The organism is Halovalidus salilacus (genome assembly GCF_031852275.1).
Lineage (GTDB): Archaea > Halobacteriota > Halobacteria > Halobacteriales > Natrialbaceae > Halovalidus > Halovalidus salilacus.
Window position 1 is genome coordinate 3499626 of sequence record NZ_CP134700.1, and the last position, 13530, is coordinate 3513155.

At 66.8% G+C, this 13530-nt stretch carries 13 protein-coding genes and 1 tRNA gene; 8 read left to right on the forward strand and 6 right to left on the reverse strand.

Features of this window, described 5'->3' with window-relative positions:
* Positions 1 to 2: 2 nt before the first annotated feature.
* Positions 3 to 1064, reverse strand: a complete 1062-nt coding sequence (gene ahbB / locus RJT68_RS17185) for a siroheme decarboxylase subunit beta (protein ID WP_407037755.1) — start codon at positions 1062 to 1064, stop codon at positions 3 to 5.
* A 180-nt stretch (positions 1065 to 1244) separates the two neighbouring features.
* Here ahbB and RJT68_RS17190 point away from each other — a divergent pair, with 180 nt between their 5' ends.
* Together RJT68_RS17190 and RJT68_RS17195 are read left to right on the forward strand one after the other, a co-directional pair.
* Complete coding sequence (locus RJT68_RS17190) at positions 1245 to 2006, forward strand: GNAT family N-acetyltransferase (protein WP_407037756.1); 762 nt, start codon at positions 1245 to 1247, stop codon at positions 2004 to 2006.
* Between the two features lie 98 nt (positions 2007 to 2104).
* Positions 2105 to 3175 carry an anthranilate phosphoribosyltransferase gene (locus RJT68_RS17195; protein ID WP_407037757.1) on the forward strand — a complete coding sequence of 357 codons (1071 nt, stop codon included), beginning with the start codon at positions 2105 to 2107 and terminating at the stop codon, positions 3173 to 3175.
* Positions 3176 to 3203: 28 nt separating this feature from the next.
* Here RJT68_RS17195 and RJT68_RS17200 read toward each other — a convergent pair whose 3' ends face one another.
* Positions 3204 to 3452 carry a UPF0175 family protein gene (locus tag RJT68_RS17200; protein ID WP_407037758.1) on the reverse strand — a complete coding sequence of 83 codons (249 nt, stop codon included), beginning with the start codon at positions 3450 to 3452 and terminating at the stop codon, positions 3204 to 3206.
* A 215-nt stretch (positions 3453 to 3667) separates the two neighbouring features.
* On the opposite strand from RJT68_RS17200, the gene RJT68_RS17205 reads away from it, so the two are divergent.
* Positions 3668 to 4429: an SDR family NAD(P)-dependent oxidoreductase gene (locus RJT68_RS17205; protein ID WP_407037759.1), complete on the forward strand. Its 762-nt coding sequence runs from the start codon at positions 3668 to 3670 to the stop codon at positions 4427 to 4429.
* A gap of 18 nt (positions 4430 to 4447) precedes the next feature.
* Here RJT68_RS17205 and RJT68_RS17210 read toward each other — a convergent pair whose 3' ends face one another.
* On the reverse strand, positions 4448 to 5356 hold the full coding sequence (locus tag RJT68_RS17210) for a succinylglutamate desuccinylase/aspartoacylase family protein (protein ID WP_407040400.1): 909 nt from the start codon (positions 5354 to 5356) through the stop codon (positions 4448 to 4450).
* 263 nt (positions 5357 to 5619) lie between these two features.
* Here RJT68_RS17210 and RJT68_RS17215 point away from each other — a divergent pair, with 263 nt between their 5' ends.
* The 4 genes from RJT68_RS17215 to RJT68_RS17230 all read left to right on the forward strand — a co-directional run bounded on the left by RJT68_RS17215 (position 5620) and on the right by RJT68_RS17230 (position 8198).
* Positions 5620 to 6141 carry a peptidylprolyl isomerase gene (locus RJT68_RS17215; RefSeq protein WP_407037760.1) on the forward strand — a complete coding sequence of 174 codons (522 nt, stop codon included), beginning with the start codon at positions 5620 to 5622 and terminating at the stop codon, positions 6139 to 6141.
* Between the two features lie 332 nt (positions 6142 to 6473).
* Positions 6474 to 7343: a hypothetical protein gene (locus tag RJT68_RS17220; protein WP_407037761.1), complete on the forward strand. Its 870-nt coding sequence runs from the start codon at positions 6474 to 6476 to the stop codon at positions 7341 to 7343.
* A gap of 68 nt (positions 7344 to 7411) precedes the next feature.
* On the forward strand, positions 7412 to 7774 hold the full coding sequence (locus RJT68_RS17225) for a ferredoxin (protein WP_407037762.1): 363 nt from the start codon (positions 7412 to 7414) through the stop codon (positions 7772 to 7774).
* A 340-nt stretch (positions 7775 to 8114) separates the two neighbouring features.
* Positions 8115 to 8198, forward strand: a tRNA-Leu gene (locus RJT68_RS17230).
* A gap of 393 nt (positions 8199 to 8591) precedes the next feature.
* Here RJT68_RS17230 and RJT68_RS17235 read toward each other — a convergent pair.
* Together RJT68_RS17235 and katG are read right to left on the reverse strand one after the other, a co-directional pair.
* Positions 8592 to 8933 carry a DUF5789 family protein gene (locus tag RJT68_RS17235; RefSeq protein ID WP_407037763.1) on the reverse strand — a complete coding sequence of 114 codons (342 nt, stop codon included), beginning with the start codon at positions 8931 to 8933 and terminating at the stop codon, positions 8592 to 8594.
* Between the two features lie 242 nt (positions 8934 to 9175).
* Positions 9176 to 11308: a catalase/peroxidase HPI gene (katG, locus tag RJT68_RS17240; RefSeq protein ID WP_407037764.1), complete on the reverse strand. Its 2133-nt coding sequence runs from the start codon at positions 11306 to 11308 to the stop codon at positions 9176 to 9178.
* 545 nt (positions 11309 to 11853) lie between these two features.
* Here katG and gfo6 point away from each other — a divergent pair.
* On the forward strand, positions 11854 to 12945 hold the full coding sequence (gene gfo6, locus RJT68_RS17245; RefSeq protein ID WP_407037765.1) for a D-xylose 1-dehydrogenase Gfo6: 1092 nt from the start codon (positions 11854 to 11856) through the stop codon (positions 12943 to 12945).
* 47 nt (positions 12946 to 12992) lie between these two features.
* On the opposite strand, the gene RJT68_RS17250 is transcribed toward gfo6, so the two are convergent.
* Positions 12993 to 13466: a DUF2267 domain-containing protein gene (locus RJT68_RS17250; RefSeq protein ID WP_407037766.1), complete on the reverse strand. Its 474-nt coding sequence runs from the start codon at positions 13464 to 13466 to the stop codon at positions 12993 to 12995.
* Positions 13467 to 13530 lie beyond the last annotated feature (64 nt).

The following is a 13530-nucleotide window of genomic DNA, read 5'->3' on the forward strand; positions in this document are numbered from 1 at the left end:
GCTTACGCCGAGTCCGCGTTGGAACTCGAGGGGACGAGGTCCTCGTACCGGGCGCCGGTCTGTTTCAGCGTCTCCGTCGAGTAGAGGCGCTCGTGGGGGACGGGGAGGTGGTCGGCGCCCAGTTCGTCGATCTTTTCGTCGACGGCCTCGGGGTCGCGGCCGTGGATCATCGTGAAGAGGTTGTACGGCCAGTCGAGGTCGAGGCGACGCGGCCGGTGGTAACAGAGGGTAACGTACGGGAGTTCCCCGACCGCCTCGCCGCGCTCGTCGAGCTCCTCGTCGGGCACGTCCCAGACCACCATGCAGTTCGAGGTGAAGCCCGTGACGACGTGGTTGACCACGCAGCCGATGCGCTTGATGCAGCCCCGGTCCGACAGCCGGCGGATCGCTTCGAGAACGTCGGCGACGTCGGCCTCGAGCGTTTCGGCGAGGTCGCGGTAGGGGGTCGCTGAGAGGGGAAATCCCCCCTGAATCTCCAGCAACAGGTCGCACTCGAACCGCGAGAGGTCGCCCGCCGCCTCCTCGCTGATCCGGGTCGCGGAGGCGTCGGTGCCCTCGCGCAACGACTCCCGTGCGAACCGATCCGCGTTGACGACGGGGAACTCGAGGTCGATGTAGTAGTCGGTCAGCATCGGGAGGTTCAACACCGTACAGCCCGTTCGCGCTTCGATCTCGGCGAGTATCTCGTCGCGCGTGTCCCGCGAACCCGCGGTGACGACGAACCACATGTTCCACTCGTGGTCGCGGGCGTAGTTGTGGTTGACCTGCCGGTAGCCGTTGACCACCGCTGCGATCTCGTCGAACCGGCCCTCGGGCGCCTTCACGGCCGCGAGCGTCGACGAGCCGATCACCGGCGGGTTGAGCACCGGCCCGAACCGCCGGAAGATCCCCCGCTCGAGGAGCGTGCGGACGCGCTCGACGGCCTCGTCCTCCTCGATCTCGAGGTCGTCGGCGACGCGGCGGAACGGCCGTTCGGCGATCGGAAAGCCGCTCTGATAGCCGTCGACGAGGGCCGCGTCCACCTCGTCGATGGCCTCCCGCCAGTCCCCCGAGAGGGTGCTCATTGGTCGAGGTTAGGTCGGTCGAAAGGTATCGCTTTCGGGTCCCGGTCGAACACCCGTCGCGTCCGGACGTTGAATGCGGACTCGCCAGACGGTCGGAGCGAATCGGTGGTCTAGCCCCGCGTATCAGTTCTCGTGACGGTACTGTAACGCCTATTACCTCGAACAATGTTATCACCACACATGGCACTCACCGAGCCGATCTCGATCGACGGCGACGAGCGGGCGCAGATATACGAGTACGTCGAATCGCGAGGGGCGGTCCGCCGCGAACGAGTACGCGAGGACCTGTTTCCGAAAGATCCCCCGGGCGATCCCCAGTACTCCCGGGCGTTCAGACACGACGTCGCGATCCTCAAGCGCGACGGCTACCTCGAGGAGGACGACGACGGCACGCTGCGCATCGCGATCGACGTCGAGGAGGAAGAGGCGGCGTTCACTACCGAAGACCTCGACGTCACGATCAGGCCGGCCAGGCAGGAGGACCTCTCGGGTATCGTCGGCGCGATCCGGCAGGTCGCCGAGGAGATGACCTACATCGAGGCCGAGACCGTCGCTGACGAACTCGACCACGAGGACGTCCTCCTGCGCCACAACGAGTTCGAATCCCGGATGTTCTTCGTCGCCACCGTCGAGGGCGAGGTCGTCGGCTGGGCTCACCTCCACATCCCGACCCTCGCGAAGCTCTCACACACCGCCGAACTCACCGTCGGCATCCTGGAAGGGTACCGCGGGATGGGCATCGGGAGCGAGTTGCTCGACCGCGCCCTCGAGTGGGTCCGCTCGAACGGCCTCGAAAAAGTGTATCAGAGCGTCCCCTCGACCAACGAGGAGGCGATCGACTTCTTCGACGCTCGCGGCTGGGCGGTCGAGGCCGTCCGCGAGGACCACTACAAACTCGACCAGGAGTACATCGACGAGGTGATGATGGCGATCGAACTCTGAGGGAGAGCCGGCCCGCGAACCGGCCGAACCGTCGTACGGCGGGTCGCGTTCCCGCCGGAAACGGGAGGCTTTTGCGCCGTCCGTCCCAACGAGCGCACATGGCTCAGGCATCCCAGGAGTTCGGCGAGTGGCCGCTGAAGCGGCTGATGACGGAGGTCGTCGGCACCGGCACGAAGTCCGCTGAGGACATGACGCGCGAACAGGCCCGAGAGGCGTTCCAGCGCATTCTCGCGGGCGAACCCGACCCGACCACCCTCGGCGCGTTCTGGCTCGCCAACCGGTGGAAGCACAACACGCCCGAAGAACTCGCGGCGTTCACCGACGTGATGTACGAGGAGGGCGTCGTGACGGCGGAACCCGACTGCGACCCCGTCGACTGCGGCGCGAACTACGACGGCAAACACACCTCCGCGCTGCTCGGCGTCGGCGCGGGCCTGGTCGCCGCCGCCGCGGGCACGCCGGTCGTCACCCACTCGGGCGACCGCGTCCCCACCCAGAAGGCCACGGCCTACAAGCACGTCCTCGACGAACTCGACGTCCGGACGGAACTCGAGCCCGAAGAGAGCGCCGAGATGGTCGACGAGACCGGCTTCGGGTTCTACTACCAGCCGGCGTTCAACCCCGCAATCCACTCGCTGTACGACCGGCGGGACCAGATGGGCGTGCGGACGTTCGTCAACACGATCGAGACCGTCGCCAACCCCGCGAACGCCGACGTCCACCTCGGCTCGTTCTACCACCTCGCGTTCGCGAAGAAGATGACCGACCTCGTCAAAGAGAGCGAGCGTACCGACTTCTCCCGCGTCATCATGTTCCAGGGGATGGAGGGCTACGACGACATCCGCCCCGGCTACACCAAGGTCGTCGAGTGGAACGCCGAGGACGACGATCTCACAGACTACGAAATCGAGACCGCGAACTTCGGCATGGACGTGGAGCGCGAGGACCTCGCGGTCGACGACGTCACCGCCGACTCGGCCCACATCACCGAGGAGGTGCTCGCCGGCGAGCGCGAGGACGGCTTCGCCGACGCCGTCGCGCTCAACGGCGCCTTCCGCATCTACGCCGGCGGCGACGCCGACTCGCTCGAAGAAGGCCTCGAGACCGCCCGCGAGGTCATCGACGACGGCAGCGCCGAGTCGGTGCTCGAGGAACTGCGCGCGTTCTGATCGCACGCGAGCGATCGTAACGACGACGTCATCGGCGGGCGTAATCGAGGTCTTCGTCCAACTCTTCGTCGGTGTAGTGGCGTTCGATTCCGCGTTCGCCGAGTAGTTCGCTAAAGTCCCGTTTCGACAGTCCTGCGAGTTCCCGCGCTTTTCCGAACGAAAGGACGCCCCGGTCGTACAACAAACACGCGAGTTCCTCGCGCATCACTCCCTCTCGTTCGTCTTCTGGGAGCCGGAGCGCGTCGTAGACGTCCTCCGGAATCTCGATGGCGGTCATAGGGGAGATACGGCCGAATGCCGGATAAGCGTTCGTCCTCGAATTCGTCGTTCGAATCTCACCGGCGATAGCTCCCTTCGAGTCGGCGAGTCAGCCGCTCCCCTGTGCCCCTTTTCTTACCACTGTTCGAGATGTCCCCTATTCTGCAAACAGCTCACGCTCCTACATCGTAAACAATGAACGAATTTATGTGACTATCCGCCGATAGCGCTATCATGCGACTCGAGGACAGGACCGTCGTCATCACGGGAGCAGGGTCGGGAATCGGGGAGAAAACCGCGGAGCGGTGCGCCGAGGAGGGTGCGCGCGTGATCGTCACCGACGTCGACGTCGAGAGCGGCGAAGCCGTCGCAGAGCGCCTCCGGGAGGACGGCGCAGAGGCGGAGTTCTACGAACTCGACGTGACCGACAGCGACCGGGTCCACGAGGTCGTCGACGAGGTCGCCGAGGCGTCCGGCCTCGACGTGATGGTCAACAACGCCGGCGTCGGCCACCCCGGCGGGAGCCTCGAGGAACTGGACGAGGAGGTCCGGGACTTCGTCGTCGATATCAACCTCAACGGCGTCTGGAACGGCTGCCACGCCGCGCTGCCGCACATGAAAGAACAGGGCCGCGGCTCGATCGTCAACGTCGGCTCGCTCGCGAGCATCCTCGGCCTCCCGAAGCAGGCCGCCTATTCGACGACCAAGGCGGCCGTGTTGAACCTGACCCGGACGGTCGCCGCCGAGGCGGGCCCCTACGGCGTGCGCGCCAACACGGTCTGCCCCGGCTTCACCGAGACTCAGCTGCTCGATCGGTACCTCGAGAAGCAGGACGATCCCGAGCGGGCCCGCGAGGCGATGGCGAACCAGTACCCCCTCAAGCGCCTCGCCAGGCCCGAGGAGATCGCCGACGCCATCCTCTTTCTCGCCAGCGACGAGTCCTCGTTCGTCACCGGCCACGGCCTGGTCGTCGACGGCGGGTTCTCGACGATGTAGGCCGCCGTTCCCCGTCGCCTATCCGCGTTCCCGAACGAGCGCCACGCTCGCGAGTTGATCGCCCTCCGTCACCGTCGCCTCCTTCGTGATCGCGTAGAGGATCCCGTCGCGGTCCGCCGCTGCCTCGTGGAGCGCCTCGTACGTCGTCGGGTGGTAGACCGTTCCGAGGGGGGTTCCCTCCGAGACCGCCTCGCCCACCTCGAGGGTCGGGTCCGGTCGGAACAGCCCCGACTCGTCGGCCGTCACCTGCCCGAGGTGGTTGCGGGCCACCGTCTGGTCCCGCTCGGGGACGCTCCCGGGGAGCATCTCGAGGTGCCGACAGACGTTCACGAGGCCCTCGACGGCGTCCTCGACGACGTCCTCGATGATCTGTTCTTTGAACGCGAGTTCGGGCGTGATCGCGGGGATTCCCTCGTCGGCGGCGGCCACGCGGAGTTTGCCCGAGAAGCCGCGACGGTGCCACTCCGACGAGTCGGCGGGCTCGACCAGGAGGAGGTCCGTCCCGAAGGCCTCCGCGAGCGGCCGGGAACCGGGTTCGTCCTCGGCGAAGACGACGTGCGGGTGCATGTCCGGGCTGCCCGTGTGGAGGTCGACGACGGCGTCGGCCCCCTCGACGTACGCCCAGAGGCGAGCGGCCATCCGCTGGTGGAGGGTCCCCTCGGAGTCGCCCGGCCAGACTCGATTCATGTTCGGGTTGATGCTGTCGAGTTGCTCGGGCGTCGTGTACGAGACGCGGTCGAACGTCAGCGGATTGGCGACGGGGACGGCGACGATCGTCCCCGAGAGGGACTCGAGAGGGATTCGGTGGTGGAAGCGCCGGAGCACCTCGGTGCCGTTGATCTCTCGGCCGTGCTGGGCCGCCTGGACGTACAGCGTCGGGCCGTCGCTCGCGCCGCGGTAGGTGTGGACCGTCGTCGTGATCTCCATTCCCGACGGGAGCCTCGCGAGGGTCACCTCCGTCGCGACGTGGGTTCCCGCCTCGGTCTCCGTCTCCGCTTCCGACACCGCCTCTGTCTCCGATTCCGACCCCGATTTCGGCTCCGTCTCGGGATCGAACCCTGGCCCGGAACTCATACGCGGCGGTTCCACGTCCGCGGGTATGTACCTGGGGGCGGCCACTGCGGGCGTCGCCGCCGCGCCGACGGCCCGAGACCACCACCGTTTTCACCGGCCGCGCCGTCGGCGTGCCTATGGGAGACCTGACCGCGACCCTGCACACGAGCGAGGGCGACGTCGAGGTAGAACTCTACGACGAACGCGCGCCGCGGACCGTCGGGAACTTCGTCGGCCTCGCGACGGGCGAGCGCGAGTGGACCGACCCGGAGACCGGCGAGCGCGTCACGGACGAGCCGCTGTACGACGACGTGCTCTTCCACCGCGTCATCGACGGCTTCATGATTCAGGGCGGAGACCCGACGGGAACCGGCCGCGGCGGCCCCGGCTACCAGTTCGACGACGAGTTCCACGAGGACCTGCGCCACGACGACGAAGGAATCCTCAGCATGGCGAACTCGGGCCCCAACACGAACGGCTCGCAGTTTTTCATCACGCTCGACGCCACCCCCCACCTCGACGACCGCCACTCGGTGTTCGGCAAGGTGATCGACGGCATGGACGTCGTCCGCGAGATCGGCTCCGTCGAGACCGACGCCCGCGACCGCCCGGAAGAAGACGTCCTGCTCGAGTCCGTCACGGTCCACGACGACCGGTAATCCGACGACCTCGATCGGTACGCGATTCGTTTCCTCGAATACCGTCGACGCCACCGTCGACGAACGACCGTTCTCGAATCGACCGTCCTCGAGCCGACCGTCTTCCCGACTGACCTCCCCCAGCTGTCGGCTCCGAAAATTCGAGCCTCGGTTCGACTACCCCCTCGCAGGTACACCTCGTCACGGGAGAGTATCCACCGCCTACCCCGAGGACACGGAGCGGATTCTAATAGGCGTTCGAACCGGGAAATCGCACGGTCGAGGCGAACGCCCGGACTGGCCGGTCGACGCGACAAGCCTGGTCGCCGTGCGCCTCGGTCGGTGGACCGAAGATGTCTCGCACGCGCCACGGGGACGATCGCGGAGGAATCGGAGTGGGAACGCTCGTCGTTTACGCTGGGGTCGTCCTCGTCGCGGCGACCGGCGCGGGGGTGGCCCTCGCCGCCGCGACGTCGCTCGACGTGACGGCGATGAGCTTCGGCGCGGAGACGCTCTCGGAGTTCACCGGCCGAGTCGACGTCCAGTCGACCACCGGCGGGACGACGGAATCGACCGTCGTGAGCACGCTCACCGTCCGAATTCAGGACGGCGAATCGGTCGCCAGCGACGGCAAGACGCGAACGCTAACGGTCGACGAGATCGACCTCGAGGGGACGAGCCTCGTCGACTCGGCCGCGGCGGCGGACCGGGGGACGATCGCCGTCGAAACGGACGAACTCAACGCCACCGACGACCCGGTGACGGCGACCGAGGGGAACGAGGTGAACGTCACCGTCCTCGAGACGGACGAGCGGACGGTGCGGACCGTCGACGACGTGCGCGCGACGGTCGCGCGCGCGCCGGGATCGGATCCGGTCGACCTCGCCGACGCGACGGTCCGCTACGAGGGGCGCGAAACGGTTCGGACGCTCGAGCGCGGTGACGAGGCCGACGGCGACGCCTTCGCGACGACCGGCGTCGTCGGGGACGAAACGCGACTGTCCGAGCGGGGCGATCGGATCCACCTCGAGATCGACGCGGCCGCGGTTCGGGGCACGGAGGTCCTCGAGAACGACGACGGAGAGCTGCGCGCCCGGACGGACGCGGTCGGCCTCGAGGCGGACGAGACGGCGACGATTACGGTCGACGTCGCCGGAGGCGGGACGACCGAGGTTCGAGTGCGAGCGCCGACGACGGTCGAGGACGAGGCCGTACGGCTGTGACCGGGCTGGGATCGACGTCGGGGCCGGGACCGTAACGGGAAAGGTCGACCGGACCCCAGGGGAAGGTAATGAGCGAGGACGACTCCGACGCGGACACCGACGGCGAGATCCGGCGGCCGAGCGACGTGGGGTCGGCGGACGCGCCGTCGATCGAGGAGAAGCCGTACAAGATCATCTTCGAGGCCAACAAGTGCTTCGGCGCGGGCAAGTGCGCCGAGGTCTCCGACAACTGGACGATGGACATCACCTCCGGGATGGCCAGGCCCGAATCGTACTTCGTCGGCGAGGAGGACCTCGAGCACAACGTGCGCGCGGCGGAGGTCTGCCCGGCGAAGAAGGACGACGGCTGCATCCACGTCATCGATCGCCGGACGGACGAGGAGATCGCGCCCGACCCCCACGGCGACGGGACGCTGAGCGTCGACTGGTGAGCCGGTCGGAACTCGAGGGAGCGAGCGACGCTCGTTCGCGGTACTGTAACAGCGTCCGCACATCGAAACGCACTTTTTTAAGAGCGCACAAGGAGACGTACAGTTCTGCGCGAGGGTAGCCAAGCAGGCCAACGGCGGTGGGCTTACCACGCCGGGACCTTTTGCTGCGTTTCGTTCGCTGGCGCTCACTCCACTGGCAAAAGCTCCATCAAAAGCCTTCCTCACCCCCTTCGGGGGTTCGTCGGCCCGCTCACTCGCGACGCTCGTTCGCGGTACTGTAGCACGTCCGCACATCGAAACGCACTTTTTTAAGAGCGCACAAGGAGACGTACAGTTCTGCGCGAGGGTAGCCAAGCAGGCCAACGGCGGTGGGCTTAAGACCCGCTCCCGTAGGGGTCCATGGGTTCGAATCCCATCCCTCGCATACCGACTCGAACGACCGTGAGAGTCGTGTATGCGAGACGGTGGGATTCGAAGTAGACCGAGGTTCTGCGAGCAGCGCGAGCAGGTTCTCGGGCGTGGTTCGAATCCCATCCCTCGCATCGTCGCCGCGAGCGATCCGCGAGCGGCGGCAATCGAACGTGGGATTCGAATCAGGGAGTAGCTCCGCTACGACCGTGGTTCGAATCCCATCCCTCGTATACCGACTCGAACGATCGTGAGAGGCGCGTATTCGAAACGGTGGAATTGCCAAATCGAAGCGTAACGACGGTCCACCACCCGTTTTTCGTCCGGTTCGCGTCGAGCGAGCGGTGCAGTCGGTGCCGGTCGGATCCGACGTTGCGAACCGAAGGAGACGACGCGAGCCGAGGCTCGCCTACTCGCGGTTCGTCAGTTCGCGTATTCGATCGCGAACGTCGGCGGCGGAGTCGTACGTCTCGTCGTCGACCGGTTCGAACGCCTCGTCGACCGACGTCCAGCCGTCCCGGGATTCGACGGTGCGGTCGCCGTACGCTTCGAGCAACTCGTCGCTCGCGACGGGGTAGTCCAGATCGTCGAACGCGTCGTCGAGGTCGCCGAGTCGGTGATCCGCGTCCGGATCGGCCCGCGTCGGCTCGGTTTCGTCGTCGCGCTCGAGGGCCTCCTCGAGTTCCCGCTCGCGCTGACGCCGCTCCTCGTCGGCCGCCTGTTTCTCTCTGCTCGATTTCGTGTCTCCCATCCGGCGTACTAGGAGGGGCAGCGGGATAACGCTGTGGCCGATCGGCGAGCGGACGTTCGCGTGGTTCGAACCGGTGGCACCTACGCCGCGTCGAACGCCGGGTGTTCGTCGAGCGCCTTGCCGAGGAACGTGCCGGTGAAGAACGTCCCCACGAGGAGAAAGAGTGGAGTGCCCACGTCGGCGCGTGTGGCCGACCACGAACGGCGAGCAGTCGCCTCCGTCAGGCGACTGCTCGGCTACGCTCACTCGAGGTCGAAGCGATCGAGGGTCATCACCTTGTGCCAGGCGTCGACGAAGTCCTCCACGAACGTCTCTTCCTCAGCGGCGTAGACGTCCGCGATGGCCCGGAGTCGGGAGTTCGCGCCGAAGATGAGGTCCACGCGGCTGGCCTCCCACTCGACCTCACCCGTTTCGCGGTCGCGCAGGTCGTAGCGCTCCTCGGACTCCGAGGCCTGTTCCCACTCGTAGCCCATGTCGAGCAGGGTTACGAAGAAGTCGTTGGTCAGCGTCCCCGGTTCGTCGGTGAAGACGCCGAGGTCGGAGCCCTGGTAGTTCGCGCCCAGCGCGCGCATGCCGCCGACGAGCGCGGTCATCTCCGAGGCCGTCAGGTCGAGGAGGTCGGCCTCGTCGATCAGCAGGTCCTCGGACGGCACCTCGTACTCGCCGCCGAAGTAGTTGCGGAACCCGTCGGCCTCCGGTTTGAGCGCCTCGAAGGACTCGACGTCGGTTTGCTCCTGCGCTGCGTCGGTGCGGCCGGGCTCGAACGGGATCTCGACGTCGTAGCCGGCGTCGGCCGCGGCCCGCTCGACGGCCGCGTAGCCGCCCAGCACGATGAGGTCCGCGATCGAAACGCGGACGTCGTCGGTGCGCGAGCCGTTGAACTCCTCCTGGATCTCCTCGTAGGTCGACAGCACCGTCTCGAGCTCCGCCGGCTCGTTGACCTCCCAGCTGCGCTGGGGCTCGAGGCGGATGCGGGCGCCGTTGGCGCCGCCGCGCTTGTCGCTGTCTCGGTAGGTCGACGCCGCCGCCCAGGCGGTCTTGACCAGCTGAGAAACCGACAGTTCGGAGTCGAGGATCGTCTCCTTGAGTTCGGCGGCTTCCTGCTCCCCGATCAGGTCGTAGTCGGCGTCGGGGACGGGGTCCTGCCAGATGAACGTCTCCTCGGGAACGTCTTGGCCGAGGAACCGCTCCGGCGGGCCCATGTCGCGGTGGATCAGCTTGTACCACGCCCGCGCGAAGGCGGCCTGGAACACGTCAGGGTTCTCCCGGAAGTTCTCGATAATCTCACGGAACTCGGGGTCCCGCTTGAGCGCGACGTCCGTCGTCATCATCATCGGGGGATGCTTCTTCGACGGATCGTGGGCGTCCGGCACGGTCTCCTTCGCGGACTCGTCTTTCGGCTCCCACTGCTTCGCGCCGGCGGGGCTCTCCGTCAGCTCCCACTCGTAGTCGAGCAGGTTGTCGAGGTAGGAGGTGTCCCACATCGTCGGCCAGGCGTTCCAGGCGCCCTCGATGCCGCTGGTGATCGTGTCGGAGCTCTTACCGGAGCCGTGGTTGTTCTTCCAGCCGAGGCCCTGCTCCTCGATGGGGGACGCTTCGGGCTCGGCCTCGAGGTTTTCGGGGGAGGCCGCGCCGTGAGATTTGCCGAACGTGTGGCCGCCAGCGATGAGCGCGGCCGTCTCCTCTTCGTCCATCGCCATGCGGCCGAACGATTCTCGGATTCGGTCAGCCGACTTGAGCGGGTCCGGCTCGCCGTCCGGGCCCTCCGGATTCACGTAGATGAGTCCCATCACGGTGGCGCCGAGCGGGTCCTCGAGTTCGCCGTCCTCGTCGAATCGATCGGAGGTTTCCCACTCGGTCTCGGAGCCCCAGTAGGTCGCCTTGTCGGGCTCGAAGTCGTCCTCGCGGCCGCCGGCCCAGCCGAGCGTCTCCATCCCCATCGACTCGAGGGCGACGTTCCCGGCAAGGACGATCAGGTCGGCCCACGAGAGCTTGCGGCCGTACTTCCGCTTGACCGGCTCGAGCAGACGCCGCGCCTTATCGAGGTTCACGTTGTCGGGCCAGCTGTTGAGGGGTGCGAACCGCTGGTGCCCGCCGGAGGCGCCGCCGCGGCCGTCGGTCGTGCGGTACGTGCCGGCGCTGTGCCACGCCATTCGGATGAACAGCGGGCCGTAGTGACCGTAGTCCGCCGGCCACCAGTCCTGCGAGTTCGTCATCAGGTCCTTGAGGTCGGCTTTCACCTCGTTGAGGTCGAGCTTCTCGAACTCCTCGGCGTAGTCGAAGTCCTCGTCGTACGGACCGACGTCGGTTGCGTTCTGGTCGAGAATCTCCAGTTCCAACCGTTCCGGCCACCAGTCGTGATTTTCGCCTCGCATCGTCAGACACCCTCCGTGCGTCCGTCGTGAGTGCGCCGTCCGTTCGGCTGCGGTGCCGCCTCCGTGGGTGGCGACCCGACGTCGCCTCGCCCGCATTTCGGTGTTTCCTCAATCATGGCGTAACTCTCCTACAGGGGGGAATTCTGAGCGACAATACATAGGTGTATCGGATATGTTTCCGTATCCAGACCTACTTTTACCGTATTAGAAATATATTTTCTTGATAGTGGAGTTATAAACAGTGTAGTGATTCGTTCATCGATAGATGGGAGAGGATATCTTTTTCGATTCATAATACAGACGACGACATTCGAGCGCTGGCGGACGCGCTCATCGACTGGAAAAACGACCGTCGAACGTCGGGTCGGCGGGTTCACGTCCGGGCGAGCCCAGTCGTACTTCCGCTCGGCCGCACCCACGAAGTCGTAGAACGGTGTCCAGCCCCGCTCGTCGAGCGTGAGAACGACGCTTCCGCTGTCCCCGTCGCGGGATGGACGACGTCCATGCGGCGGTGCACTGATCCTCCCCCAGTGCAAAGATAGCACATGGCGTTCGAGGACGCATTCGGCGACTACACTCGACGGGATTGGGAACGGGAGACGGTCGAGGGGACGGTCCGGTTGGCGGTGATCGGCGTCGGCGGATTCGCGCGCGAGCGGGCGATTCCGGCGATCGACGACGGCGCGTACTGCGAGACGACGGTGCTGGTGAGCGGCTCGCCCGACCGGACGACGGACGTCGCCGAGGAGTTCGGCGTCCCGCACGTGATCGACTACGACGAGTTCCTCGCGGGCGCGCACCGCAACGCGTACGACGCGGTCTACGTCGCCACCCCCAACGCCCTCCACCGGAGGTACGCGACCGCCGCGGCGGAGTTCGGAAAACACGTCATCTGCGAGAAGCCCCTCGAGACCACCGCGGATCGGGCACGGGACGTCGCCGGCGCCTGCGAGGAGGCGGGCGTGACGCTGATGACGGCCTACCGGCTCCAGGCGGAGCCGACGGTCCGCAGAACGCGGGAACTCGTCCGCGAGGGCGTGATCGGCGAGGTCGTCCAGGTCCACGGCGGCTTCTCGCACCCGCTCCTCGAGTACGCGGGTCCCGACACGTGGCGGCTCGACCCCGACCTCGCCGGGGGCGGCGCGCTGGTCGACCTCGGGATCTACCCGCTGAACACCGTTCGGTTCGTCCTCGGCTGTGACCCCGCGGCCGTCTCCGCGACGACCCACTCGAGCGGCGAGCCTTTCGACGCGGTCGACGAGCACGTCGCCTTCCTGCTCGAGTTCCCGACGGGGACGACGGCCTCGTGCACGGCGAGTTTCGACGCCCACGCGAGCAGCCAGCTCGAGCTGGTAGGTACCGAGGGGAAGATCCGGATCGCCTCGCCGTTCGGCGGGATCGTCCCCCACGAGATGGTCGTCGAGAGCGGCGACGTGCGCATGGAGTACACCGGCCCGCCGGTCGACGAGGTCCGCGAGGAGTTCGACTACTTCGGCTACTGCGCCCTCACGGGGACCGAACCGGAACCGGACGGCGCGGACGGCATCGAGGATTTGCGGGTGATCGAAGCCGCCTACGAGTCCGCGGAGACGGGCCGACGAACGTCGCTCGAGTTCGGGGACGACGAAACCAGGTAGGGTGACCCCGGACTCTCGAGTACCTTCGGAGCACGGGCGTCAACGGACTACGCTTCCCGTTCCTCCCACGGTTTCGTCTCGGCGTCGACGAACTCGAACAGGTCGTCGAAGTCGTCGGGTAACTGCTCCTCGACGTTGGCGACCTCGCCCCCGGGGACGACCTCGCCGAGGAGGGCGACGACCGCCTCGCTCCGGTAGACCGCCTCCGATTCGTCGACCGCCGACGGCTGGCCGTACGGCGTCTCGAGATCGAGGCCCTCGGAGGTCATCCGCTCGACGACCCGGTCGACGAACTCGTCGAAGTCGAACTGCTGGCCGTGCTCGACCTCGAGGAGGTACCGGTCGACCTCCATCGGCAACGGACCCGCGATGTCCGTCGCGCTCCCCTCCTGGATTCGCTCGCCGAGGGTCTGGAGGACCGAACGGGTGGTTGGAATCGCCTCGGCCTGCGTCCCGGCTTCGATTCGATGCTGTACCTCGCCGACGAAGTCGTTGTAACTCGTCGTGTCGGTTTCAGCCATCTGTGATCACCGGGGGCGGACTCCCCCTCACCGTGATTCTCACTGCTCGGGCGGAAAATGGCTG

Bases quoted from the DNA above. Each gene is read 5' to 3' on its own strand.
- RJT68_RS17205 (WP_407037759.1), top strand. From the start codon at position 3,668: ATGCGACTCGAGGACAGGACCGTCGTCATCACGGGAGCAGGGTCGGGA.
- ahbB (WP_407037755.1), bottom strand. From the start codon at position 1,064: ATGAGCACCCTCTCGGGGGACTGGCGGGAGGCCATCGACGAGGTGGAC.
- RJT68_RS17200 (WP_407037758.1), bottom strand. From the start codon at position 3,452: ATGACCGCCATCGAGATTCCGGAGGACGTCTACGACGCGCTCCGGCTC.
- RJT68_RS17195 (WP_407037757.1), top strand. From the start codon at position 2,105: ATGGCTCAGGCATCCCAGGAGTTCGGCGAGTGGCCGCTGAAGCGGCTG.
- RJT68_RS17210 (WP_407040400.1), bottom strand. From the start codon at position 5,356: ATGGAGATCACGACGACGGTCCACACCTACCGCGGCGCGAGCGACGGC.
- RJT68_RS17250 (WP_407037766.1), bottom strand. From the start codon at position 13,466: ATGGCTGAAACCGACACGACGAGTTACAACGACTTCGTCGGCGAGGTA.
- RJT68_RS17235 (WP_407037763.1), bottom strand. From the start codon at position 8,933: ATGGGAGACACGAAATCGAGCAGAGAGAAACAGGCGGCCGACGAGGAG.
- RJT68_RS17220 (WP_407037761.1), top strand. From the start codon at position 6,474: ATGTCTCGCACGCGCCACGGGGACGATCGCGGAGGAATCGGAGTGGGA.
- gfo6 (WP_407037765.1), top strand. From the start codon at position 11,854: ATGGCGTTCGAGGACGCATTCGGCGACTACACTCGACGGGATTGGGAA.
- RJT68_RS17190 (WP_407037756.1), top strand. From the start codon at position 1,245: ATGGCACTCACCGAGCCGATCTCGATCGACGGCGACGAGCGGGCGCAG.
- RJT68_RS17225 (WP_407037762.1), top strand. From the start codon at position 7,412: ATGAGCGAGGACGACTCCGACGCGGACACCGACGGCGAGATCCGGCGG.
- RJT68_RS17215 (WP_407037760.1), top strand. From the start codon at position 5,620: ATGGGAGACCTGACCGCGACCCTGCACACGAGCGAGGGCGACGTCGAG.
- katG (WP_407037764.1), bottom strand. From the start codon at position 11,308: ATGCGAGGCGAAAATCACGACTGGTGGCCGGAACGGTTGGAACTGGAG.